24 protein-coding genes are annotated in these 20,676 nt (G+C 72.4%); 17 read left to right on the top strand and 7 right to left on the bottom strand.

Annotated elements, in window-relative coordinates; translation table 11 throughout:
* Positions 1 to 232 precede the first annotated feature (232 nt).
* The 7 genes from ACFVYS_RS37595 to ACFVYS_RS37565 all read left to right on the top strand — a co-directional run bounded on the left by ACFVYS_RS37595 (position 233) and on the right by ACFVYS_RS37565 (position 6,647).
* On the top strand, positions 233 to 2,953 hold the full coding sequence (locus tag ACFVYS_RS37595; RefSeq protein ID WP_389509522.1) for a LuxR C-terminal-related transcriptional regulator: 2,721 nt from the start codon (positions 233 to 235) through the stop codon (positions 2,951 to 2,953).
* 215 nt (positions 2,954 to 3,168) lie between these two features.
* Positions 3,169 to 3,687: a hypothetical protein gene (locus ACFVYS_RS37590; protein WP_389509521.1), complete on the top strand. Its 519-nt coding sequence runs from the start codon at positions 3,169 to 3,171 to the stop codon at positions 3,685 to 3,687.
* 121 nt (positions 3,688 to 3,808) lie between these two features.
* The gene (locus ACFVYS_RS37585) at positions 3,809 to 4,006 is read left to right on the top strand and encodes a hypothetical protein (protein WP_020132810.1); all 198 of its coding nucleotides are present in this window, start codon (positions 3,809 to 3,811) and stop codon (positions 4,004 to 4,006) included.
* A 45-nt stretch (positions 4,007 to 4,051) separates the two neighbouring features.
* Positions 4,052 to 4,738 (top strand): HdeD family acid-resistance protein, encoded by a 687-nt coding sequence (locus ACFVYS_RS37580; RefSeq protein WP_389509519.1) that lies wholly within the window; start codon positions 4,052 to 4,054, stop codon positions 4,736 to 4,738.
* Between the two features lie 109 nt (positions 4,739 to 4,847).
* Complete coding sequence (locus ACFVYS_RS37575; protein WP_389509517.1) at positions 4,848 to 5,276, top strand: SHOCT domain-containing protein; 429 nt, start codon at positions 4,848 to 4,850, stop codon at positions 5,274 to 5,276.
* A gap of 54 nt (positions 5,277 to 5,330) precedes the next feature.
* Complete coding sequence (locus tag ACFVYS_RS37570) at positions 5,331 to 5,765, top strand: hypothetical protein (protein WP_389509515.1); 435 nt, start codon at positions 5,331 to 5,333, stop codon at positions 5,763 to 5,765.
* A gap of 42 nt (positions 5,766 to 5,807) precedes the next feature.
* The gene (locus ACFVYS_RS37565; RefSeq protein ID WP_389509513.1) at positions 5,808 to 6,647 is read left to right on the top strand and encodes a class II glutamine amidotransferase; all 840 of its coding nucleotides are present in this window, start codon (positions 5,808 to 5,810) and stop codon (positions 6,645 to 6,647) included.
* 103 nt (positions 6,648 to 6,750) lie between these two features.
* Here the strand turns inward: ACFVYS_RS37565 and ACFVYS_RS37560 are convergent, their stop codons facing one another.
* Complete coding sequence (locus tag ACFVYS_RS37560) at positions 6,751 to 7,554, bottom strand: SDR family NAD(P)-dependent oxidoreductase (RefSeq protein ID WP_389509511.1); 804 nt, start codon at positions 7,552 to 7,554, stop codon at positions 6,751 to 6,753.
* 209 nt (positions 7,555 to 7,763) lie between these two features.
* Between ACFVYS_RS37560 and ACFVYS_RS37555 the strand changes: the two genes are divergently transcribed.
* Positions 7,764 to 8,405 carry a PadR family transcriptional regulator gene (locus ACFVYS_RS37555; RefSeq protein ID WP_389509509.1) on the top strand — a complete coding sequence of 214 codons (642 nt, stop codon included), beginning with the start codon at positions 7,764 to 7,766 and terminating at the stop codon, positions 8,403 to 8,405.
* Positions 8,406 to 8,495: 90 nt separating this feature from the next.
* Here the strand turns inward: ACFVYS_RS37555 and ACFVYS_RS37550 are convergent, their stop codons facing one another.
* Positions 8,496 to 8,924 carry an SRPBCC family protein gene (locus ACFVYS_RS37550; RefSeq protein ID WP_389509507.1) on the bottom strand — a complete coding sequence of 143 codons (429 nt, stop codon included), beginning with the start codon at positions 8,922 to 8,924 and terminating at the stop codon, positions 8,496 to 8,498.
* Between the two features lie 308 nt (positions 8,925 to 9,232).
* Here ACFVYS_RS37550 and ACFVYS_RS37545 point away from each other — a divergent pair, with 308 nt between their 5' ends.
* The gene (locus ACFVYS_RS37545; protein WP_389509505.1) at positions 9,233 to 9,763 is read left to right on the top strand and encodes a Clp protease N-terminal domain-containing protein; all 531 of its coding nucleotides are present in this window, start codon (positions 9,233 to 9,235) and stop codon (positions 9,761 to 9,763) included.
* A gap of 102 nt (positions 9,764 to 9,865) precedes the next feature.
* Positions 9,866 to 10,864: a DMT family transporter gene (locus ACFVYS_RS37540; protein ID WP_389509503.1), complete on the top strand. Its 999-nt coding sequence runs from the start codon at positions 9,866 to 9,868 to the stop codon at positions 10,862 to 10,864.
* Between the two features lie 61 nt (positions 10,865 to 10,925).
* Here ACFVYS_RS37540 and ACFVYS_RS37535 read toward each other — a convergent pair whose 3' ends face one another.
* On the bottom strand, positions 10,926 to 11,558 hold the full coding sequence (locus tag ACFVYS_RS37535) for an FMN-binding negative transcriptional regulator (RefSeq protein ID WP_389509501.1): 633 nt from the start codon (positions 11,556 to 11,558) through the stop codon (positions 10,926 to 10,928).
* Complete coding sequence (locus tag ACFVYS_RS37530; protein WP_389509499.1) at positions 11,558 to 12,241, bottom strand: pyridoxamine 5'-phosphate oxidase family protein; 684 nt, start codon at positions 12,239 to 12,241, stop codon at positions 11,558 to 11,560. Before ACFVYS_RS37530 ends, ACFVYS_RS37535 begins: the two co-directional genes overlap by 1 nt.
* A 35-nt stretch (positions 12,242 to 12,276) precedes the next feature.
* Here ACFVYS_RS37530 and ACFVYS_RS37525 point away from each other — a divergent pair, with 35 nt between their 5' ends.
* A complete protein-coding gene (locus ACFVYS_RS37525; protein ID WP_389509497.1) occupies positions 12,277 to 13,608 on the top strand; it encodes an aminotransferase class I/II-fold pyridoxal phosphate-dependent enzyme in 1,332 nt (443 codons plus the stop codon).
* A gap of 269 nt (positions 13,609 to 13,877) precedes the next feature.
* On the opposite strand, the gene ACFVYS_RS37520 is transcribed toward ACFVYS_RS37525, so the two are convergent.
* Positions 13,878 to 14,813 (bottom strand): DMT family transporter, encoded by a 936-nt coding sequence (locus tag ACFVYS_RS37520; protein WP_389509495.1) that lies wholly within the window; start codon positions 14,811 to 14,813, stop codon positions 13,878 to 13,880.
* 74 nt (positions 14,814 to 14,887) lie between these two features.
* Between ACFVYS_RS37520 and ACFVYS_RS37515 the strand changes: the two genes are divergently transcribed.
* A complete protein-coding gene (locus ACFVYS_RS37515; protein ID WP_389509493.1) occupies positions 14,888 to 15,790 on the top strand; it encodes a LysR family transcriptional regulator in 903 nt (300 codons plus the stop codon).
* Positions 15,791 to 15,844: 54 nt separating this feature from the next.
* On the opposite strand, the gene ACFVYS_RS37510 is transcribed toward ACFVYS_RS37515, so the two are convergent.
* On the bottom strand, positions 15,845 to 16,312 hold the full coding sequence (locus ACFVYS_RS37510; protein WP_389509492.1) for a pyridoxamine 5'-phosphate oxidase family protein: 468 nt from the start codon (positions 16,310 to 16,312) through the stop codon (positions 15,845 to 15,847).
* Positions 16,313 to 16,444: 132 nt separating this feature from the next.
* Here ACFVYS_RS37510 and ACFVYS_RS37505 point away from each other — a divergent pair, with 132 nt between their 5' ends.
* Complete coding sequence (locus ACFVYS_RS37505) at positions 16,445 to 17,092, top strand: cysteine hydrolase (RefSeq protein ID WP_389509490.1); 648 nt, start codon at positions 16,445 to 16,447, stop codon at positions 17,090 to 17,092.
* Here ACFVYS_RS37505 and ACFVYS_RS37500 read toward each other — a convergent pair.
* Positions 17,079 to 17,582: a Rieske (2Fe-2S) protein gene (locus ACFVYS_RS37500; RefSeq protein WP_389509489.1), complete on the bottom strand. Its 504-nt coding sequence runs from the start codon at positions 17,580 to 17,582 to the stop codon at positions 17,079 to 17,081. The genes ACFVYS_RS37505 and ACFVYS_RS37500 overlap by 14 nt on opposite strands.
* Before the next feature lie 191 nt (positions 17,583 to 17,773).
* Between ACFVYS_RS37500 and ACFVYS_RS37495 the strand changes: the two genes are divergently transcribed.
* The 4 genes from ACFVYS_RS37495 to ACFVYS_RS37480 all read left to right on the top strand — a co-directional run bounded on the left by ACFVYS_RS37495 (position 17,774) and on the right by ACFVYS_RS37480 (position 20,638).
* The gene (locus tag ACFVYS_RS37495) at positions 17,774 to 18,529 is read left to right on the top strand and encodes a HipA family kinase (protein ID WP_389509487.1); all 756 of its coding nucleotides are present in this window, start codon (positions 17,774 to 17,776) and stop codon (positions 18,527 to 18,529) included.
* Positions 18,526 to 18,942, top strand: coding sequence for a DUF3037 domain-containing protein (locus ACFVYS_RS37490; protein WP_389509486.1), 417 nt, complete (start codon positions 18,526 to 18,528; stop codon positions 18,940 to 18,942). The genes ACFVYS_RS37495 and ACFVYS_RS37490 overlap by 4 nt, the downstream gene beginning before the upstream one ends.
* 132 nt (positions 18,943 to 19,074) lie before the next feature.
* On the top strand, positions 19,075 to 19,836 hold the full coding sequence (fabG, locus tag ACFVYS_RS37485) for a 3-oxoacyl-ACP reductase FabG (RefSeq protein ID WP_054240370.1): 762 nt from the start codon (positions 19,075 to 19,077) through the stop codon (positions 19,834 to 19,836).
* Between the two features lie 40 nt (positions 19,837 to 19,876).
* The gene (locus tag ACFVYS_RS37480) at positions 19,877 to 20,638 is read left to right on the top strand and encodes an SDR family oxidoreductase (protein ID WP_389509484.1); all 762 of its coding nucleotides are present in this window, start codon (positions 19,877 to 19,879) and stop codon (positions 20,636 to 20,638) included.
* Positions 20,639 to 20,676 lie beyond the last annotated feature (38 nt).

Here is a 20,676-nt window from a genome sequence, read left to right as displayed (position 1 = left end):
AGTCCTGGCCCGGGTTTCCCCGGGCTTCGTCGCGAACACGCCGTGGCCGGGTGGGCGCCGGGCTTCGCCGCGCGCACGCCGTGGGCCGGTTCGTGGCCGGGTTCCGCTGCCCCGGCGCCGGCACGTCGAGCCGTCTCGTGCGGGAGCCTCGCAGGGCACCCGGGGCGAAACCCTGGGATCCTGGGGGTGAGGAACGCGACCCATGATCTGACGACCACGGGCGGTGAGCGCCATGGCTGGGCTCGAGGAGAGCGGAACCGATCCGGAGGCGTCGTACGCCGATCCGCAGGGCGATCCGTTTCTACGCACTCGGTTCGCCATACCGGCCCGGCCGGTGACGTTCCTGCGGCGCGAGCGGCTGGTCAGGCATCTCGACGAGGCGCTGCGCACCCCGCTGACGATGGTCAACGGCGCCGCGGGCGCGGGCAAGACGCTGCTGGTCGCCGACTGGGCCGAGGCCCGTGACCGGCCCGTCGCCTGGCTCACCGCGGACGCGGCGGAGCAGGGCCCCGGCATGCTCTGGGCCTACCTGCTCCATGCCCTGCGCGCCTCCGGGACGCAGCTGCCCGCCGAGATCGGCTGCCCCGCGGACGCGAGCCGCGTGCCCCCCAACCTGCTGGCGCGGCTCGCCGCCGAGCTGAGCACCCGGGACCGGCCCGTGATCGTGGTGCTCGACGAGTTCGACCGGGTGATCGATCCGGAGATCGCGGACCAGCTGGAGTTCGTTCTGCACCACGCCGGGGACGGCCTGCGCCTGATCCTCGTCACCCGGACCGAGCCGCTGCTGCCGCTGCACCGCTACCGGGCGGCCGGCGACCTGACCGAGATCCGGGGCGCGGAGCTGGCGTTCACCGCCGAGGAGGCGGCCGAGCTCCTCGGCCTGCACGGACTGCGGCTTCCGGCACACGCGACCCACGGTCTGGTGGAGCGCACCCGGGGCTGGGCCGCCGGACTGCGGCTGTGCGCCCTCGCCGCGCGGGAGAACCCGGATCCGGAGCTCTATCTGAAGGAGTTCGAGGCCGACCGCACCACGGTCGCCGACTTCCTGCTCGCGGAGGTGCTCAGACGGCAGCCGCCCGAGACGCAGGACCTCCTGCTGCGGGTCAGCGTCCTCGACCGGTTCCGCCCCGAGCTGGTGAACGCGCTGACGGAACGCACCGATGCCGGGCCCATCCTCGCCGGGCTCTACCGAGAGAACGCCTTCGTCGAGCACCTCGGCCAGGACTGGTACCGCCTCCACCCGCTCTTCGGTGAGATCCTCCAGGCCCATCTGCGGGTGCGCTCGCCCGGCCTGGAGCCCGAACTGCACCGGCGGGCCGCGCACTGGCTGCGGGGCTCCGGAGCCCTCACGGAGACCCTGTGCCAGGGCGCCGCCGCGGGTGACTGGGAGTTCACCGCCGGCGCCCTGATCGACGATCTCGCCATCGGCTGGCTCTTCACCGGCCTGCGCTCCGACGAACTCGCCGAACTGTTCTCCCGGATGGGACCGGAGGCCGCGGGCCCCGCGACGGACCTGGTCCGTGCCGCCGGGGACCTGTCCCGGCGCGATCTCGACCGGGGCCTGCGGCACCTGCGCCGCGCGGAGCAGGGCCTGACGGCCGAACTGGGCCTGACGGCCGGGCCCGGCGATGCGGCGGAACAGGCCCTGACGGCCGAGTGGAGTCCGGCGGGCGAGGAGCCCGGCCTGGTGGCGGCCCGCTTGAGCTGCGCCCTGCTCGAGGCGTTGGCCGCCCGGCTGACCGGCGCGCCGGGCCGGGCGGAGCGGGCCGCGACGGCTGCCGAGACGCTGTGCGACCAGGCCCCCGCCCACCTGCTGGAGAGGCATCCCGAGCTCACCGCGCTGCTGCTGGCCCATCTGGGCTCGGCCCGCCTGTGGGCGGGGCGGTTCGACGACGCGTCCGCCGCGCTGTCACGGGTGGCCGGCGCCTCGGCGGGGGCTGCGACGGCACTGGCCCGCGAGGACTCGCTCGGCCGGCTGGCTCTGATCGACTATCTGAACGGCTGGCTGGGCAAGGCGGAGCGGAAGGCCCGGGCGGCGGTGACCGAGACGGAGCGGTTCGGGCTGCCCCAGCCGTCCGGTTCCGGCATGGGGCGGCTGGTGCTGGCCGCCGTCGCCGTGGACCGTGACGACCTGGGCCGGGCGCGGGCGCTGCTCGCCGAGGCGGCCGAGTCGGACCCGGCGCTGCGGGACCCGGTCATGGAGGCGGGCCGGGCCATCGCGACCGCCCGTCTGCATCTGGCCCGCGGCGACACCCGAGCCGCCCTCGCAGCGGCGGAACGAGCGGTGCCGGCCGCCGTGATCTCCCCCTGGGCGGCGGGCCAGACGGCGCTCGTCGTCTCCGCCGCGCATCTGGCGGGAGGCCGGCCGGAGACCGCTTTCGAGGTGTTGCAGCCGTTGTCCGAGGAGCAGCCGGCGTGCGCGGTGGGGGCCGCGCGGGCCCAGCTCGCGGCGGGCCGACCCGGGGCGGCGATCGAACTGCTCGACGGCGTACGGTCCGAAGGCGGCGCGGGCCCCGCGGTGACCGTCCGGGCCCTGCTGGTGAGAGCGCAGGCGGCGGACGGGTCGGGGGACGCGGTCACCTCGCGCCGACTGGTGGCCCAGGCCCTGCGCGAGGCACGGCGGGACGGGCTGCGACGGCCCTTCGTCGATGCCGGTCCGTGGATCCGCCCGTTCCTGGACGCCATGGCACCGCGGATACCGGCGACGGACCGGGCCGCTTCCGGCGCGGCGGCGTCCGAGAGTCCGCCGCTCCCGCTCGTGGAGGAGCTGAGCGGACGCGAACGCGATGTGCTCGGCAGGCTCGCCCTGACGATGTCGACGGAGGAGATAGCCGCCGATCTGTACGTCTCGGTGAACACCGTCAAGACCCACCTGAAGAGCGTCTACCGCAAGCTGGCGGTCAACCGCCGCAACGACGCGGTGCGCCGCGCCCGCGAGCTCAATCTGTTGTGACCGAGGCCCTCAGCGGCCTCCGGCTCGCCCGTGGCGGGTGAGGCGCCGACCGGGCTTCTCCGCTGCCATGAGGGTGTGGACATCCGCCTGAGGCCCCCGCGACCCTCTCGTCCGACCCATGCGACTCATGCGATCCGGGCGACTCATGCGATCCGAGCGATCCACCCGACTCGGCTGACTCGTTGCGCTCGTCGCGCTCGTCGAGGGAGGTCGTGATGCCGAGGGCGGAACACGTCCCGGAGGCTCGGACGGGCGCCGAGCGCGAGGACGCCGTCGACTTCACCGGCGGCGTCTACGGATCCATGCTCGCCGCCTCGGTGGTCGTCGGCGCGGGCACCCTGGGCTCGTTCCCCCGGCTGGAACTCGTGCTGCTGCTGTTGTTCACCGGAGTGGCGTTCTGGATCGCGCATGTGCACGCCCAGTTGTTCGGGGCGCGGCTGGTGCAGCGGAGACTGGATCGCCGGGCCGTGCTGCACGTGTGCCGCGAGGAGTGGCCCATCGTCAAGGCAGCGGTCCCGCCGGCCGTCGCCGTGGCCGTCAGTCCGCTGCTCGGACTCGACCTGCAGGGGGCGCTCTGGTTCGCGCTCGCGGTCGCCGTGGCGGGCCAGGTGGGCTGGTCGGCGGCGGCGGCACGGCGGGCCGGAGCCTCCTGGCGGATGGTGGGGTTCACGGCCGCGGTGAACCTGGTGCTCGGGCTGCTGATCATCTCTTTCAAGCTCTACCTGACGCACTAGCGGAGCCAGGTCGTAGGAGGTATCACCTGCACGGGGTGAGGACGTCCGACCCACCGGGGGCGGACGATCGCAGGGTGAGTGCGCAGTCAGCCAGTCCCAGGCCATCCCGGGAGAGCAGCTCATGCGCTACGAGATCCGCGTCGACGGACACCTGTCGGAGGTACTGACCAGGGTCTTCCCGGAACTGGACCATGTGGTCATGTCTGGTCAGACCGTCCTGTTCGGGTACGTCGTCGACGAAGCGCACCTGTACGGGCTGCTGGCCCGCTGCCAGTCCCTGGGGCTGCGGGTCCTCGAGATGCGTCAACTGCCGGAGTGACGCGCCGGGGCGCCGGAGGCGCCCGGCCGGGCAGGAGGAGGAGTCATGAGCGTTTCGCCTGGACCCGCACCGCACACCGGACCGGAGGACCCGTTCGGCGGCCATGAGCGGCCACCCGGCGGGGCGGCCTCCGCGCCGGTGGGCGTCGATCCCGCCGAGGCACTGGCCGTGCTCGGGCGCTCCTGGACGTGGATCCTCGGCTCGGCGGTCGCCACGCTCGTGCCGGGCATCCTGATCCTCGTCTGGCCGGACGAGACCCTGCACGTCCTGGCGGTCCTCATCGGCCTGTACCTGCTGGTCACCGGCGGCTTCCGGTTCGTCGCGGCCTTCGCGAGGGAGGACCACGGTGAACGCCTCACCGGGCTCCTGCTGGCGGTGCTGTACGTCGTCGCCGGGGTGCTGTGTCTGCGGAACCCGCTGCAGACCATCGCGACGCTCTCACTGATCGTCGGGGTCCTCTGGCTGGTGTCCGGCCTCCTCACCCTCTACACCGCGCTCGCCACCAAGGACCTGCCGCACCGGGGAGTCGTGCTCGGCGCGGCCGTGTTCGCGATCGTCGCGGGGATCGTGGTGCTCGCCCTGCCCACCGAGTCGGCCAGGGCGCTGACCCGGCTGCTCGGCCTGTGGCTCGTCCTGCTCGGGCTGGTCGAGGCGGCGGTCGCCTTCGCCTGGCGGGCCGCGGTGCGCCGGGCGCGGGCGGCGGAGCCGGGAACTCCCGCGGGGACGGTCTGAGACGGCCGGCGCTCTCACCCGTCCCGGGTGAGGACGCCGGGACCTCTCGCACGCACGCTGAGATCGCCACACAACGGCATACGGGCCCCGGCCCGGAACGGAGGAAGAGATGAGTGGGGACACGTACCTCGCCTACGACTATCCGCTGCTGAGCGCCTTCTGGACCATGCTGGTGTTCTTCCTGTGGATCATGTGGTTCGTCCTGCTGTTCCGGATCGTCGTGGACATCTTCCGGGACGACGAACTCAGCGGCTGGGCCAAGGCCGGCTGGCTGGTGTTCTGCATCGTGCTGCCCTTCCTGGGCGTCTTCGTCTACGTGATCGCGCGGGGCAAGAACATGGGGCGCCGGGAGATCAAGCAGGCGCGGGACCAGCAGCAGGCCTTCGACAGCTATGTCCGCGAGACCGCCAAGGGCACGGCGCCCACCAGCAGCGTCGACGAACTCGCCAAGCTCTCGGAGATCCGTGCCCGCGGCGACATCACGGACGAGGAGTTCAACAGGGCCAAGCAGATGGTGCTGAGCGGCTCCCGCCACTGAGTACGGCGGAGCCGGACGAGAACCGAGCCCACGCAACCGAATCGAGGCTTCGGGATGACTGCGACACACCCCACCCACACACCGTCGGCCAAGGGGCACGCGGCCAGACAGAACTGGGCCGAAGGCCTGATGGCCTTCGCCGCCGTCACCCTCATGCTCGCCGGAGTGCTCGACATCTTCCGGGGCATCATGGGGATCGCCGAGGACGACGTCTTCCTCTCCACCCGCAACTACGTCTTCGCGTTCGACCTCACCGGCTGGGGCTGGATCCATCTCGCCCTGGGCGCGGTCGCGGTGATCGTCAGCATGGGACTGTTCCAGTCGGCGATGTGGGCGCGGGTCGCCGGCGTGGCCATCGCCGGGCTGATCGTCATCGCCAACTTCCTCTCCCTGCCGTACTACCCGGTCTGGTCCGTCGTGATGATCGCGTTCTCCGGGTTCATCATCTGGGCGCTGTGCGTGGTGAATCCGGACAGGCCCGCGGCCTGACCGGGGAACCCCCCGTCCGCATCATCAGGAAGGCGGTAGACGATGTGCCGTTGGCTCGCCTACTCGGGAACCCCCGTCCTGCTCGAAACGATTCTCTACCGGCCGGAGCACTCGCTGATCGACCAGAGCCTGCACTCCAAGATGGGTGTGGAGACGACCAACGGTGACGGCTTCGGCGTCGGCTGGTACGGGCCCGACGGGGGCGACGGGACCCCCGCGGTGGTCCGGGAGATCGGCCCGGCGTGGAGCAACCGCAACCTGCGGGAGATCGCCGGTCACGTCCGCTCACCGCTGTTCTTCGCGCACATCCGGGCCTCGACCGGCTCGGCGGTGCAGCAGACCAACTCGCACCCTTTCCGGCACGGGCGCTGGATGTGGATGCACAACGGCGCGATCGCGGACTTCCACCGGATGCGCCGGGACCTCGCCCTCTCCGTCGACCCGCAGCTCTTCCTCGACATCGAGGGGTCGACGGACTCCGAAATGATGTTCTTCCTGGCCCTCACCCTCGGCCTGGAGGAGGATCCGCCGGGCGCCGTCGCCCGGATGGTCGGCCTGGTGGAACGCACCGGCCGCGCACACGGGGTGGAGTACCCGGTCCAGATGACGGTCGCCGTGACCGACGGGGAACGGCTGTGGGCCTTCCGCTACTCCAGCCAGGGAGACTCACGCTCGCTGTTCTACAGCACCCGGGTGGAGACGCTCCGAGCGCTCCACCCCGACCTGGCCTTCCTGCGCGAGGTGTCCGACGAGACCCGTCTCATCGTCTCCGAGCCCCTGGGTGACATGCCCGGCGCCTGGAACAAGGTCCCCGAGAGCACGTACGGCCTGGTGCAGCCCGGAGGCGACGAGATCGTCCCCTTCGCCCCACAGGCGGCTTAGTACGTAGGGCTTCCGCTCCCCGTGCGGCGCCGCCGGGCTCCACTCTGCGGATGTCCGTGGACGTCCACGGACATGCCTGGTCGGCCATGGACGGTCATGGACGTCAGTGCACGGAGAAGCCGCCGTCGACGAAGAGCGCCTGCCCGGTCACATAGCCGGAGGAACGGCCGGCCAGGAACACGGCGGCTCCGGCGAAGTCCTCGGCCAGGCCGTTGCGCCCGACCATCGTGCGCGCGGCAAGCGCCGCCACCTTCTCCGGGTCGGACTGCAGCCGCATGTTGAGCGGGGTCAGGACGAAGCCGGGCACGAGTGTGTTGCAGGTGACGCCGTACGGCGACCACGCCTCCGCCTGGGAGCGGGCCAGCGACTCCAGGGCTCCCTTGGAGACGCCGTACGCGCCGCTCTGGACGAACGCGCGGTGTGCCTGCTGGGACGTGATGTGGATGATCCGTCCGAAGCCGCGCTCGGCCATCCCGGGCCCGAACCGCAGGCCCAGCAGGTAGGGCGCCTCCAGGTTCACCGCCATCGTGGCGTCCCACACCTCCTCGCCCAGCTCGCCCATCGGCGGCCGCAGGTTGATCCCGGCGCAGTTGACGAGGATGTCGGGCTCGCCGTACACCGCCGCCGCCTGTTCCGCGGCGGCGCGCACCCCGTCGCGGGTGCCGAGGTCGGCGCTCACCCAGGCCGCCCGGCAGCCGTCCGCCGTCAGCTCGTCGACGGTGGCGGCCAGCTCCGCCTCCTTGCGCGCCACGATCACCACGCTCGCCCCCGCCCGGGCGAGGGCGCCGGCGATGGCCCGGCCGATGCCGGAACTGCCGCCGGTCACCAGGGCGACCCGGCCCTCCAACGAGAACAGTTCGGAGAGATAGGTGTCCGGGGTGCCGTGCGAGGGGCTGCGGGAAGTCATGTCCGCACCCTAAACGGCCTCCGCACCCCGCTCGGCGGCCGGTCTCGCACCCCGGACGACGGACGTCTCCGCACCCGGACTGCGGACGTCTTCGCACCTCGGACGGCCCGCGTACCCGGGGACGCCCAGGATCCTTGCCAAGCGAACTGTTTCGATATATCGTTGACGCATCGCGACAGATCAACGATGGAATGAAGGAGTGGTTTGCGATGCGTACCCACGGATTCGAGCGTGGACATGGACAGGACGGCCCCCGGCGCGGCCGCGGCAGCTTCGACGGACGGCGGGCGGCCTTCGGACCCTTCGGTCCGGGTGGCCCCGGCGGTCCGGGATTCGGCCCCGGCGGTCCCGGCTTCGGGCCGGGCTTCGGTGGCCCCTGGGGCGGACGAGGGCGTGGCGGACCCAGGGGGAGGGCGCGGCGCGGTGACGTACGGGCCTCGATCCTGGCCCTGCTCAAGGACCGGCCCATGCACGGCTACGAGATGATCCAGGAGATCGCCGAACGCACCGGCGGGGCGTGGAAGCCCAGCCCGGGCTCGGTGTACCCCACCCTCCAGCTGCTGGAGGACGAGGGCCTGATCAGCAGTGAGAGCGAAGGCGGCAAGAAGCTGTTCTCGCTCACCGGTGAAGGCCGCACGGCCGCCGAGGAGGGCCCCGAGGCTCCCTGGGAGGAGGCCTCGCGCGGGGTCGACTGGGAGGCTCTCAGTGAGATCCGCCAGGCCGGCTTCGGCCTGATGGAGGCCTTCGGGCAGGTCTGGAAGACCGGCAGCAAGGAGCAGCGCGACAAGGCGCTCACGGTCATCAACGACGCCCGCAAGAAGCTGTACCTGATCCTCGCCGACGAGGACTGATCGCCGTACGGCGATGCCGAGGCGCCCCGCGGAGTCATCCGCGGGGCGCCTCCGTGCGCCGTGCGCCTCGCCTGTTGTGCGCCTCGCCGGTCAGGCGACCAGTCCGCCCAGCTTGCGCAGCGACTCGTTCAGCGCGGCCGTGCCCGAGTCCTTGAGCCTGCCCGCCATCAGCGACACGGCCGCGCCCGTGAACTCGCCGTCGATGCGGACCGTCGTGGCGTCCCCGTCGGGGGTCAGGGTGTAGCGGGTGGTGACGGACACCGCCATCGGGCCCTTCCCGCGGATGGTCAGCACCCGGGCGGGCTCCAGTTCCGCCACGGTCCACTCGACCTCGGCCGGGAACCCCATGAGCTTCATGTTCTCCTGGAAGGTCGTGCCCACTTCGAGGGTCTCGGGGCCGCCCTTGGGAAAGTTGGTGTGGGTCGCGTTCCACTCCCCGTACGCCGGCCAGTCGGTGAGCTGGGCCCACACCTTCTCGGCCGGTGCCTGGATGCGTGCCTCCGCGCTGACTTCGGCCATGCGACCACCTCTTCGTGTCGGGCAACTGGGGCTGCGGTGTCGCGGAACGTAGCTCCAGGGCCTCGAACATTCAATACTGACGAACCGTCAGGAAATGTGGAGGGGGCGTACGACAGGTCGGCGCGCGCCCCGGCGCCGACAGCGCCTGATCTCCTCCGTAGGGAGGAGATCAGGCGGCCGGGGTCCGCTCTGCGTGGGACGCGAAGATGCTCCCCGCCGGGGATGACCGCACCCGGCCGGACTGATGGGGTGGGGTTGTGCAATCCCGTACTTCCCGGCAGTCGCCTCACAACCCGGTGGCGCACGGCATGGACGACGACCCCAGGCTCGCCGCCGAGCCCGCGGCGGCGCTCGCCGCCGCCCGTCGCAGGGCGGTGCGGGACGGGGACCGGCAGATCGACACGGCCCACCTGCTGCACTCGCTCCTGGAGCAGGACCCGCAGGTGCGCGCCGCCTTCGACGGCGGACCCCAGCTCGCCCGGCTGCTCGGCTACCTCGTCCAGCGCAGCATCGGCTACGGCCTGCGCTGGCAGAGCGGAGTCGAGGACTCCGGGACCTTGCCCCTCGTGACGGTCGTCGAGGGTTTCTCCCCACTGGCCGCGGCCGCGCTGGAGCACGCGTGCGTGCGGGCCGCCCGGCGCGACGGAGCGCGGGCCCAGGGTGACGGAGCGCGGGTCCGGGGCGTCGACCTGCTCGCGGCGATCGTCGCGGACCCGCAGGCGCGGGCCGTCGAGGTGCTGACCCGCGCCGCCGTCGACGTCCACGCCCTGCGCGCACGGATCGAGGACGGTCCGCGGGAGCGCGAGGCCCGCGTGGGAGGCCGCGAAGGCGCCTGCTGAGCCCGCCCCGGGCCGCCCTCGCCCGCCGGCCGCGGCCGTCCAGCCGATGAGACAGGTGTCAACGGGGATGACGCTCATGTCATCGCCTGTCATCATGTCCCGGTGCATACGTCTGTGAGCAGTGAGGGCAACCGCGGAAAGGGCATCGGGCTCGGTCTGGCGATCGGATCGGCCATCGCCTTCGGCGGATCCGGGGTCGCGGCCAAGCCGCTGATCGAGGCGGGCCTCGATCCGCTGCACGTGGTGTGGCTGCGGGTGACCGGCGCGGCCCTGGTGATGCTGCCGCTCGCCGTACGGCACCGCGCCCTGCTGCGCACCCGCCCGGCGCTGCTCGCCGGGTTCGGTCTGCTCGGCGTGGCGGGAGTGCAGGCGTTCTACTTCGCCGCGATCTCCCGCATCCCGGTCGGTGTCGCGCTCCTCGTCGAGTACCTCGCGCCCGCGCTGGTGCTCGGCTGGGTGCGGTTCGTGCAGCGGCGGCCGGTGACGCGCGCCGCCGCGCTCGGTGTGGTCCTCGCGGTGGGCGGGCTGGCCTGTGTCGTCGAGGTCTGGACGGGGCTGAGTTTCGACGTCGTCGGACTGCTGCTCGCCCTCGCGGCCGCCTGCTGCCAGGTCGGCTACTTCGTCCTGTCCGACCAGGGCAGCGACTCCGGGGACGACGCCCCCGATCCGCTCGGCGTCATCGCGTACGGCCTCCTCGTGGGCGCCGTCGTCCTGACCGCCGTCTCCCGCCCCTGGGGCATGGACTGGTCCGCGCTCGCGCACACCGCCGGCATGAACGGCACCGAGGTCCCCGCCTGGCTGCTGCTCGGCTGGATCGTGCTCATCGCCACGGTGGTCGCGTACGTCACCGGCGTGGTGTCCGTGCGCCGGCTCTCTCCCCAGGTCGCGGGTGTGGTGGCCTGTCTGGAGGCGGTCATCGCGACGGTCCTGGCGTGGGTGCTGCTCGGCGAGCACCTCTCGGCACCGCAGATCGTGGGCGGGGCGGTGGTTCTCCTGGGTGCCTTCATCGCGCAGTCGTCCGCGCCGGCCAAGGGCGCCTCGGAGCCGGTGGCCGGCGGTAGTCCCGAAAGAGAGCTGTCGGCCCGCGGAACGGCTGCCTAGGCTCCGGGTCCACCCCGGGCGCCGGCCCTTCTCGCGCCCTCCCGTACGTCACCTCGGGCGGTCATGCCCGGCGTCGTCTCGACAGGTGCTCGCCGGCCGCGGCGTCGCGCGGGCCGCCGCGGGCGGCCAGGCCGGCGGCGATGCGGTCCTGGGTCTCACCCGGCCGGTGGGCCGCGTACTTGAACTTCGCCCGTACGCCGGTCACCTCGAGCCGGACACCACGGATGCCGGAGAGCAGACGGCCGTACGGCGCCTCGCCGACCGTGGGCCGGGCGGAGCCGCCCTCCGGCTGGAAGTGACCCAGCTGGCGTGCGAGCAGCTCGGCCTTGGCGGTCGGATCGTCCACGAGATGAGCGGTGCAGCGGAGTTGGACCGCCGCGTAGAAGCTCGTCGGGGTGCCGTACTCGGCGGGGGCACCCGGCGGTGCCTGCCACGGGCCGGGGACGAACACGTAGTCGTCGACCACGCTCAGGATCACGGTCGGGTCCGCCTCCAGGGCGGGCCACAGCGGGTTGGGACGGGCCAGATGGGTGAGGGCCTCGCCCGCGTCGGGGTCGTAGGCGAAGTGCAACGGCTGGACGAACGGCGGCTCGCCCGCCGGGCCGTTGACGGCGAGCTGGCCGAAGTCGTGGGCGGACAGCCAGGTGCGCCACTCGCCGTCGTCGTGGGGCGCGTCCCAGGGGTGGATGAGCATCACGGCACCGCGAGGTAGTCGGGGAGCACGATGCCGGGGGCGAGGTCGGCCTCCGGGAGAGGGGCGTCGTAGCCCTTGCGCAGCGGGAGCACGCCGGCCCAGTGGGGGAGGGCGAGGTCCTCCGGTTCCTCGTTCACCCCGCCGGTGCGGGTCTTGGCCGAGACCTCGTTCAGGTCGAGGCGGATCACCGCGGTCGCCGCCAGCTCCTTCTTGTTGGCGGGGCGTGAGTCGGCGGCCCGGCCCGGGACGACATGGTCGACGAGGGCGTCGAGCGCGGTGAGCTTCTCCTGCGGGTCCGTCACGTCGTACGCGAGGCCGTGCACCACGACCGAGCGGTAGTTGATCGAGTGGTGGAAGGCCGAGCGGGCCAGCACCAGACCGTCGACGTGCGTCACCGTCAGGCACACCGGCAGCCCCGGGTCCGCCTCTCCCGTCATCCGCAGCGGGCGCGAACCCGTGGAGCCGTGCACGTAGAGCGTCTCGCCGACCCTGCCGTACAGGGTCGGCAGCACGACCGGCGCGCCGTCGCGGACGAAACCGAGGTGGCAGACGTAGCCCTCGTCGAGTATCGCGTGCACGAGGTCCCTGTCGTACGAGGCCTTCTGCGCGGACCGCGTGGGGATCGTGCGGTCGGTCGGGGTGTAGGCGGCGGGCCGTGTCGTCGTCTCCGGGGTCCCCTGCATGGCGTTCTCCATTGCACTAGTGCATAATAGGCTTTGTGCTAGGAGAATATCCGATCAAAGGCCGACGTGCAGCGGACATTTCCGCGAGCATCGAGACGGCGGTGGGTGCGGGTGAGCTGAGTCCCGGGCAGCTGCTCCCTCCCATGCGGGAGTTGGCGACCGCGCTGGGGGTGAACCCGAACACCGTCGCGGCCGCGTATCGCACCCTGCGGGAGCGCGGAGTGATCGAGACCGACGGCCGGCGGGGCAGCCGGGTGCGGTCGAAGCCCGCCACGACCGGGCGCGAGTTCCTCCGGGTCGAGGTGCCGGAGGGCGTACGGGACGCGGCCGCCGGCAACCCGGACACCGCGCTGCTGCCACCGCTGGCGCCGGCCTTCGCGTGGGCCGCGGCGCAGGGCGACCGGGAGCCGGTCCTGTACGGACACGCTCCGCTGGAGCCCGAACTGGCACGGCTGGCGCGGGCCGAACTGGACGCGGACGGCGTGCCGGCCGGATCCGTGGCCGTCGCCTCCGGTTCGCTGGACGCGATCGAACGCGTCCTCGCCGCGCATGTGAGGCCGGGCGACACCGTGGCGGTCGAGGATCCCGGCTGGGGCTCCCTGCTCGACCTCGTCCCGGCGCTCGGGCTGCGCCCGGTTCCGGTCGGCGTCGACGACGACGGCCCGCTGCCCGAGCAGGTGCGTCATGCCCTGGAGGCCGGGGCGCGCGCCCTGATCGTCACCGACCGGGCGCAGAACCCGACCGGCGCGGCGGTGAGTGCCGCACGCGCGCGTGCCCTGCGGGCCGTGCTGCGGGACCACCCGGGGGCCGTGCTCGTCGAGGACGACCACGGTCATGGCATCGTCGACCTTCCGCTGCACCCCCTCGCGGGCGTCACCCGGCACTGGGCGTTCGTGCGCTCGGTGGCCAAGGCGTACGGGCCCGACCTGCGGTTCGCCGTGCTCACCGGGGACGAGGTCACCCTTGACCGGGTGCGCGGGCGGCAGCGGCTCGGGCCCGGGTGGGTCAGCCGGATCACCCAGCGGGCGGTGCTGCGGCTGTGGGCCGACGGCGCGGTGGACGCGCGGGCGGTCGCCGAGGCGTACGGGAGCCGGCGCGACGCGCTGATCACGGCGCTGGCCGGGCGGGGGGTCGAGGCGCGCGGCCGCAGCGGGATGAACGTGTGGATTCCGGTGCCGGACGAGACGGGGGCCGTCGCCCGGATGCTCCAGGCGGGGTGGGCCGTCGCGCCCGGGGCGCGGTTCCGGATCGAGGCTCCGCCGGGGATCCGGATCACCGTGTCGACGCTCGCCCACGAGGAGGTCGGCCCACTGGCGGACGCGGTCGCCTCCGCGGTACGGGTGGGCGGCACCCGCGGGTACGTCTAGGGCGTGGAGCGTGGAGCCGCCCCGAGGCGCGGTCCTGGAGGGTGCGCAGTCGTCCCGGGTCGTCGTGCTTCCGCTCCGGAGCTGCGGGGCGCTGGCGGGCGGTGCCGGTCGTCGTGGGTTCGCGTGCCTCCGCGGCAGCGATGCGGGGGTGGTTGCCGTCCCGTGCCGGGGCCGTCCCGTGCCGGGCGGCCTCGGCGGGTGCAGGGCGTCGTGGAGTCTCGTGCCTTCGCGGTGGGGCCGCCGGGCAGCCGGCGCTCCGTGCCCCGGGATCAGGTCCTGCCCCGCGCCTGGGTCAGTGCCGCTCCCGCCAGGACGATCGCCGCGCCCACCGGGGTCGACCAGCTCAGTGGCTCGCCGAGGATCGCGACGCCCGCCGCCGTCGCGATGACGGGGATGAAGTAGGTGACCATCTGGGCCGTCGTGGGGCCGACCTCCGCGACCAGGCCGTACTGGATCAGCAGGGCGAGGCCCGTGCCGAGCGCTCCCAGGGCGGCCGTCGCGAGCAGCGGGACCAGCGGGAATCGGCTCGGGAAGGAGGTGAACAGCGGGGTGACCACGGCCAGTTGGAGCGTGGCCAGCAGGAGCTGTCCGCCCGTCATCGACAGGGCCGAGGAGCCGGTGTTCGCCAGGGTGCGGCGCAGGTAGATCCAGCCGATCGGGTAGCTGAACGAGGCCAGCAGGGCCAGGGTCGTGCCCCGGGCGTCCAGGCCGTGGAAGCCCTGCCAGGCGCCGAGCACCGTCAGGACGCCCAGGAAGCCGAGGCCCAGGCCCGCCACGCGCAGCCGGGTCGGCCGGTCCTCCGACAGCGCCACCAGGGACAGGGCCATGCCCCACAGGGGCGAGGTCGCGTTGCAGATCCCGGCCAGGGTGGAGGGGATGGTCAGCTCGGCGTAGGCGAACAGGGAGAAGGGCAGGGCGTTGAGGAGGAACGCCGCCACCGTCAGATGCGCCCAGGTGCGGGCTCCGCGCGGCAGCCGCTCGCGCTTCACCACCATCGCGACCGCCAGCACCGCCGTACCGAACAGCAACCTGCCCAGGGTGACCTGGAAGGGTGCGTAGCCGTCGGTGCCCACCTTGATCAGCAGGAAGCTGAATCCCCAGATCAGCGACAGCACGCCGAAGCGCAGCCGCCAGTCCAGGGTGCGGCGCGGGCGGGCGGGGGCCGGCGGGGAGGAGGACCGGGCGGGGGCGGTGACAGCAGTCATGAGCGTAACGATGCTGTACGTCGTCTCGTCACACAATCGAGAATATTCGAGCGATATCTCGTAGCATCGCTTATATGTTGAACCTGGAGCGCCTGCGCACCCTCGACGCCCTGGCCCGGCACGGGTCGGTCAGTGGCGCCGCCCTGGGCCTGCACATCACCACCTCGGCCGTCTCGCAGCAGATGGCCAAGCTGGAACGGGAGGTCGGGCAGCGGCTCCTCGCCAAGCAGGGCCGAGGCGTGCGGCTCACGGACGCCGGGCGGCTGCTCGCCGACCACGCGTCCCGGATCCTGTCGCAGGTCGAGCTCGCCCAGTCCGATCTGGAGGCCCAGCGCGGGCAGGTGGTGGGAGAGCTGCGGCTCTCCGCGTTCCCGACCGCGGCACGCGGGCTGTTCCCCGTCGCGCTCGCCGAGCTGCGCAAGGCGCACCCGGGGCTGCGCCTGCGCTCGTGCGAACTGGAACCGGAGCGCGGGGTCGCGGGCGTGGTCCGCGGCGATCTCGACCTCGCCGTCGTCCTGGACTGGTACAACAAGCCGATGCCGGTGCCGGACGGCCTGGTCAAGGCGCCCATCCTGGACGATCCGGCCGATGTCGCGATGCCGGCCGGGCATCCCCTCGCGGACCGGGACGAGGTCGATCTGGCGGAGTTCGCCGAGGACGAGTGGATCACCTGGGGCGAGGGGGAGTTCTGTCACGAGTGGCTGATGTTCACGCTGCGCTCCCGGGGCGTCGAGCCGATCGTCGGCCACCGGGCGGCCGAGACGCACACCCAACTCGGTCTGGTGGCCGCCGGACTGGGCGTGTGCATCGCGCCGCTGCTCGGCCGTCACCCGGTGCCCGAGGGTGTGGTGACGGTCCCGCTGCGGCAGCGGGTGCGCCGGCATGTGTACGTGCTCTGGCGGGCGGACGCCGACCGCCGCCCGTCGATCCGGGCGGCGGTCGCGGCGCTCAAGGCGGCGGGGCAGGCCGTGGGCTGAGCCGTGGGCTGAGCCGTGGGTCGAGCCATTGGCCGCGTCGTGGGCTGAACGGCCCTACGCACCGCCCAGCTTGCGGAAGTCCCAGGACACGATCTTCGCCGGCTTCAGCTTCACCCACGCGTGCCGGCCGTCGTGCGGCATCGCGTCCAGGTCGAAGTTCTTGCGTGCGAACAGCGTCTCCACGGCGTCGAGTTCGGCGCACAGTTCCCCGGTGCGCGGGCTCTCGCCCACGAACTCCACCGCGCCGGACAGCTCCACGCCCCGCAGCGCGTCGTACTCCTCGCCCGTGTCGATCACGATCGCGACCCGCGGATCGCGGTTCAGGTCCGCCCAGCGCTTGCTGCGCACGACCGAGTACAGCCACAACGCGGTGCCGTCCCAGAGGAACCACAGGGCGCTGACGTGCGGGGCGCCGTCGGTGGACACGGTCGCGACCCGACAGGTGCGCTGGAGGGTGAGGAACGCGTCCAGTTCACCCGGCGACATCATGATCTTCCGGCCCCGGCGCTGAGTGACGGTCATCCGGCCCCCTCATTCTTTTCTTGTGGGTACGTGCCGCTCTCCTGAAATACCGTCAGGAAAGCATGGGTCTTCTTCCTTGTGCGCGCAATGGCGGTTACTGTCGCCCGCTCCACACCGACGCCAGGGGGAGTCATGCCGTCGTACGAACAGCTCAGCGCCCTCCTCGACCCGGCGAGCACCGTACTGATCACGGTGGAGTGCCAGCAGGGCGTCGTCGGGCCCGGTGCCGCGCTGCCCCAGCTCGCCCGTGCGGCACGGGAGTCGGGGGCCCTCGACAACGTCGCCCGGCTGGTCGCGGCCGCCCACGCGAGCGGCGTCCAGGTCGTGCACGCCGTCGCCGAACGCCGACCCGACGGCCGGGGCGCCAACCGCAACGCCCGGCTGTTCCGTGCCGCCGAACGGCTGCCCGTCCAGCAGCTGACCGGCACCGACGCGACCCGCCCGGCTCCCCCGATCGAGGTCGCCGAGCAGGACCTCGTGGTACGGAGGCTGCACGGACTGTCGCCGGTCCAGGGCACCGACGTCGACGCCCTGCTGCGCAACCTGGGCTGCCGCACCCTGGTCGTGACCGGCGTCTCGGCCAACGTGGCGATCCCGAACACCGTCTTCGACGCCGTCAACCGCGGCTACACGGCCGTCGTGCCGTCGGACGCCATCGCCGGGGTGCCTGCCGACTACACCCCCGCGATGATCCGCCACACCCTCGCATTGGTCGCTACGGTCGCGACCACGGACGAGGTGCTGGCGTGCCTGCGGCGGCCGGCCGTCAGGCCAGCGTGATCGAGTCCCCGCTGACGGTGATCGCCACCTCGGGCAGCGGCTTCTGCGCGGGACCGCTCTTCACACTGCCGTCCGTGATCGAGAAGTTGCTGTTGTGACAGGGACAGTTGATCACGCCGTCGCTGATGCTCTTCACCGCGCAGCCCTGGTGGGTGCAGACGGCGGAGAACGCCTTGTACGTGCCCGCCGTCGGCTGGGTGACGACCACCTTCTCGGAGCCGAAGACCTTGCCACCGCCCTCGGGTATGTCGGCGGTCGTGGCGAGCGCGGCACCGGCCGCGGCGTTGTCCCCGCCCCCCGTGCCACCGCTGCTCGCGGCTTCGGTGGACCCGGTGGAACCCGACGTGCCGGCCGAGGCGGACGAGCTCGACGAGTCGTCGTCGGAGCCTCCGCACGCGGTCAGCGCGACGGAGAGCCCCGCGGCTCCGGCGGCTGCCACGACGGTACGGCGGGCAGGCCCCGACGCGGACTTGATCGATGCGCTGGTCATGCTGGAGGTTCCCTTCCAGGGGGGTGCGTTGATCTGCCGAGAGGTACGAGCCGAGGGCGCCGGTCGTTCAGCGCCCCCGCCAAGTCCGGACAGTGCCGCGATATTGACCCGTGCGAGATGAGCGTGGCGTAAGCCAGAGCTGTCGCGGAGCTGTCGGCCCCGCATCGCCCCAGGCCCAGTAGCCTGGGGCGATGCTCAAGGAAGTCACCGCGACCCGCTTCGTCACCCCCCTGCGTGAGGGCGGCTCCTTGCCGGGACTCGTCGAGGCCGACGACCTCGGTCTGTACGTCATGAAGTTCACCGGCGCCGGACAGGGCCGCAAGACGCTCGTCGCCGAGGTCGTCTGCGGCGAACTCGCCCGCAGGCTCGGCTTCCGGGTGCCCCGCCTGGTGACCGCGCAGCTCGACATCGTGCTCGGCCTGGGCGAACCCGACCAGCAGGTACAGGAGTTGCTGAAGTCCAGCGGCGGCACCAACCTCGGCATGGACTTCCTCTCCGGCGCCCTCGGCTTCGACCCGCTCGCCTTCCCGGTGACCTCCGAGGAGGCCGGCCGGATCGTCTGGTTCGACGCGCTCGTGAACAACGTCGACCGCTCCTGGCGCAACCCCAACCTGCTGGTGCACCGCGGCGACCTGTGGGTCATCGACCACGGCGCCACCATGATCTGGCAGCACAACTGGCCCACCGCCGAGACCTCCGCGGCCCGCCCCTACGACGCCTCCGACCACGCGCTCGCCCCGTTCGGGCCGGACGTCGCGGCCGCGGCGGCGGAGCTGGCGCCGCTGGTCACCGCCGAACTCCTCGCCGAGGTCACCGCCGAGATCCCCGACGTCTGGCTGGCGGACGAGCCCGGCTTCGACACCCCGGACGCGCTCCGGCGGGCCTACGCGGCCCCGCTGCTCGCCCGTGCCGCCGTCATCCACGACCGCATCGAGGGAATCAAGTGAACGAGCGTCACATCATCCGGCCGGGCCAGGGCGGCGGCCGGGACGTCTTCGAGTACGCCCTGCTGCGCGTGGTACCGCGTGTCGAGCGCGGCGAGTGCATCAACGCGGGCGTGCTGGTGTACTGCCGCGGCCAGGACTACGTCGGTGCCCGCACCCACCTCGACGAGGCGAAGCTGCTGGCGCTGGACCCGGACGCCGACGTGACCGGGGTGCGTGCCGCCCTGCGGGCGGTCGAGGGGGTGTGCGCGGGCGGCGCGTCGGCCGGACAGGCGGCGCACGACGACGCCGGACGGCGCTTCCGCTGGCTGATCGCGCCCCGCTCGGCGATCGTCCAGCCCGGCCCCGTCCACACGGGACTCACCACCGATCCCGCGGCCGAGACGGAGCGGCTGCTGGAACTGCTGGTGAGGTAATGGATCACACCCGCGCCGTGTGGCGTTGACACCGGGTGCCAGGGCTTCTAGCGTCACGTCTGTCGAAGGTACTAAGCGGTCGCTCACCACTCGGGCGCATCCAGATTTTCTCAAGGGCGAGGAGAACCAGCAATGTCCACCACTGAGCAGCGGGTCGCCGTGGTCACGGGCGCGGCGCGCGGCATCGGCGCCGCCACCGCCGTACGGCTGGCCGCGGAAGGCCGTGCGGTCGCGGTAGTCGACCTCGACGAGGCCGCCTGCAAGGACACCGTCGAGAAGATCACCGCGGCGGGCGGCAAGGCCGTCGCGATCGGCGCCGACGTCTCCGACGAGGCCCAGGTCGAGGCGGCGATCGCACGCATCGTCGAGGAGCTCGGCGCGCCGACGATCCTCGTCAACAACGCGGGCGTGCTCCGCGACAACCTGCTGTTCAAGATGAGCGTCGCCGACTGGGACACCGTCCTGGGCGTGCACCTGCGCGGCTCCTTCCTGATGACCAAGGCCGTTCAGAAGCACATGGTCGACGCCGGCTTCGGCCGGGTGGTCAACCTGTCGTCCTCCTCGGCGCTCGGCAACCGCGGCCAGGCCAACTACTCCGCCGCCAAGGCCGGTCTCCAGGGCTTCACCAAGACCCTCGCCATCGAGCTCGGCAAGTTCGGCATCACCGCCAACGCCGTCGCCCCCGGCTTCATCGCCACCGACATGACCGCCGCGACCGCCGCCCGGGTCGGCATGGGCTTCGAGGAGTTCAAGGCCGCGGCCGCCACCCAGATCCCGGTCGCGCGCGTCGGCGAGCCCGACGACATCGCCAACGCGATCGCGTTCTTCACGAACGAGGCCGCCGGCTTCGTCTCCGGTCAGGTGCTGTACGTCGCCGGCGGACCGCTCGACTAAAGGCAGCCAGGGAGCACTAGGAGCACTGGGGATCACGAACATGACTGAACTGCCCGCACTCTCCGGCAAGGTCGCCCTCGTCACGGGCGCCAGCCGCGGCATCGGCTACGGCGTCGCCGAGGCGCTCGTCGCCCGCGGCGACCGGGTCTGCATCACCGGCCGCAACGAGGACGCGCTCAAGGAGGCCGTCGAGCAGCTCGGCGCCGACCGGGTCATCGGCGTCGCCGGCAAGGCGCACGACCTGGCGCACCAGGCCACCGCCGTCGAGCGCACCATGGAGGCCTTCGGCCGGGTCGACTTCCTGGTCAACAACGCCGGCACGAACCCGGTGTTCGGGCCGATCGCCGACCTCGACCTGGACGTGGCCCGCAAGGTCTTCGAGACCAACGTGGTCTCCGCGCTCGGCTTCGCGCAGCGGACCTGGCACGCCTGGCAGAAGGACAACGGTGGCGCGATCGTCAACATCGCCTCCGTCGCGGGACTCTCCGCCTCGCCCTTCATCGGCGCGTACGGCGTCAGCAAGGCCGCGATGATCAACCTGACCCAGCAGCTGGCGCACGAGTTCGCGCCGCGTGTGCGGGTCAACGCGATCGCCCCGGCCGTGGTGAAGACGAAGTTCGCCGAGGCCCTGTACGAGGGCCGCGAGGCGGAGGCGGCCGCCGCCTACCCGCTCGCCCGGCTCGGCGTGCCCTCCGACATCGGCGGCACCGCCGCGTTCCTGACCTCGGGACAGTCGGACTGGATCACCGGCCAGACGCTCGTCGTCGACGGCGGGATCTTCCTCAACGCCGGCGTGGGCTGAACGGGGCCTGGCCGGAAAACGACACCGCCCCGGGCGCC

Source organism: Streptomyces sp. NPDC058295, assembly GCF_042880655.1.
GTDB classification, from domain to species: Bacteria; Actinomycetota; Actinomycetes; order Streptomycetales; family Streptomycetaceae; genus Streptomyces; species Streptomyces coriariae.
Note: the sequence above shows the minus strand (reverse complement) of the source record. Positions and strands in the feature narration are given on the sequence as shown.

What these genes read in the sequence shown, in the direction of transcription:
- ACFVYS_RS37595 (WP_389509522.1), top strand. Translation starts at nt 233, where the DNA reads ATGGCTGGGCTCGAGGAGAGCGGAACCGATCCGGAGGCGTCGTACGCC.
- ACFVYS_RS37590 (WP_389509521.1), top strand. Translation starts at nt 3,169, where the DNA reads ATGCCGAGGGCGGAACACGTCCCGGAGGCTCGGACGGGCGCCGAGCGC.
- ACFVYS_RS37585 (WP_020132810.1), top strand. Translation starts at nt 3,809, where the DNA reads ATGCGCTACGAGATCCGCGTCGACGGACACCTGTCGGAGGTACTGACC.
- ACFVYS_RS37580 (WP_389509519.1), top strand. Translation starts at nt 4,052, where the DNA reads ATGAGCGTTTCGCCTGGACCCGCACCGCACACCGGACCGGAGGACCCG.
- ACFVYS_RS37575 (WP_389509517.1), top strand. Translation starts at nt 4,848, where the DNA reads ATGAGTGGGGACACGTACCTCGCCTACGACTATCCGCTGCTGAGCGCC.
- ACFVYS_RS37570 (WP_389509515.1), top strand. Translation starts at nt 5,331, where the DNA reads ATGACTGCGACACACCCCACCCACACACCGTCGGCCAAGGGGCACGCG.
- ACFVYS_RS37565 (WP_389509513.1), top strand. Translation starts at nt 5,808, where the DNA reads ATGTGCCGTTGGCTCGCCTACTCGGGAACCCCCGTCCTGCTCGAAACG.
- ACFVYS_RS37560 (WP_389509511.1), bottom strand. Translation starts at nt 7,554, where the DNA reads ATGACTTCCCGCAGCCCCTCGCACGGCACCCCGGACACCTATCTCTCC.
- ACFVYS_RS37555 (WP_389509509.1), top strand. Translation starts at nt 7,764, where the DNA reads ATGCGTACCCACGGATTCGAGCGTGGACATGGACAGGACGGCCCCCGG.
- ACFVYS_RS37550 (WP_389509507.1), bottom strand. Translation starts at nt 8,924, where the DNA reads ATGGCCGAAGTCAGCGCGGAGGCACGCATCCAGGCACCGGCCGAGAAG.
- ACFVYS_RS37545 (WP_389509505.1), top strand. Translation starts at nt 9,233, where the DNA reads ATGGACGACGACCCCAGGCTCGCCGCCGAGCCCGCGGCGGCGCTCGCC.
- ACFVYS_RS37535 (WP_389509501.1), bottom strand. Translation starts at nt 11,558, where the DNA reads ATGCTCATCCACCCCTGGGACGCGCCCCACGACGACGGCGAGTGGCGC.
- ACFVYS_RS37530 (WP_389509499.1), bottom strand. Translation starts at nt 12,241, where the DNA reads ATGCAGGGGACCCCGGAGACGACGACACGGCCCGCCGCCTACACCCCG.
- ACFVYS_RS37520 (WP_389509495.1), bottom strand. Translation starts at nt 14,813, where the DNA reads ATGACTGCTGTCACCGCCCCCGCCCGGTCCTCCTCCCCGCCGGCCCCC.
- ACFVYS_RS37515 (WP_389509493.1), top strand. Translation starts at nt 14,888, where the DNA reads ATGTTGAACCTGGAGCGCCTGCGCACCCTCGACGCCCTGGCCCGGCAC.
- ACFVYS_RS37510 (WP_389509492.1), bottom strand. Translation starts at nt 16,312, where the DNA reads ATGACCGTCACTCAGCGCCGGGGCCGGAAGATCATGATGTCGCCGGGT.
- ACFVYS_RS37505 (WP_389509490.1), top strand. Translation starts at nt 16,445, where the DNA reads ATGCCGTCGTACGAACAGCTCAGCGCCCTCCTCGACCCGGCGAGCACC.
- ACFVYS_RS37500 (WP_389509489.1), bottom strand. Translation starts at nt 17,582, where the DNA reads ATGACCAGCGCATCGATCAAGTCCGCGTCGGGGCCTGCCCGCCGTACC.
- ACFVYS_RS37495 (WP_389509487.1), top strand. Translation starts at nt 17,774, where the DNA reads ATGCTCAAGGAAGTCACCGCGACCCGCTTCGTCACCCCCCTGCGTGAG.
- fabG (WP_054240370.1), top strand. Translation starts at nt 19,075, where the DNA reads ATGTCCACCACTGAGCAGCGGGTCGCCGTGGTCACGGGCGCGGCGCGC.
- ACFVYS_RS37480 (WP_389509484.1), top strand. Translation starts at nt 19,877, where the DNA reads ATGACTGAACTGCCCGCACTCTCCGGCAAGGTCGCCCTCGTCACGGGC.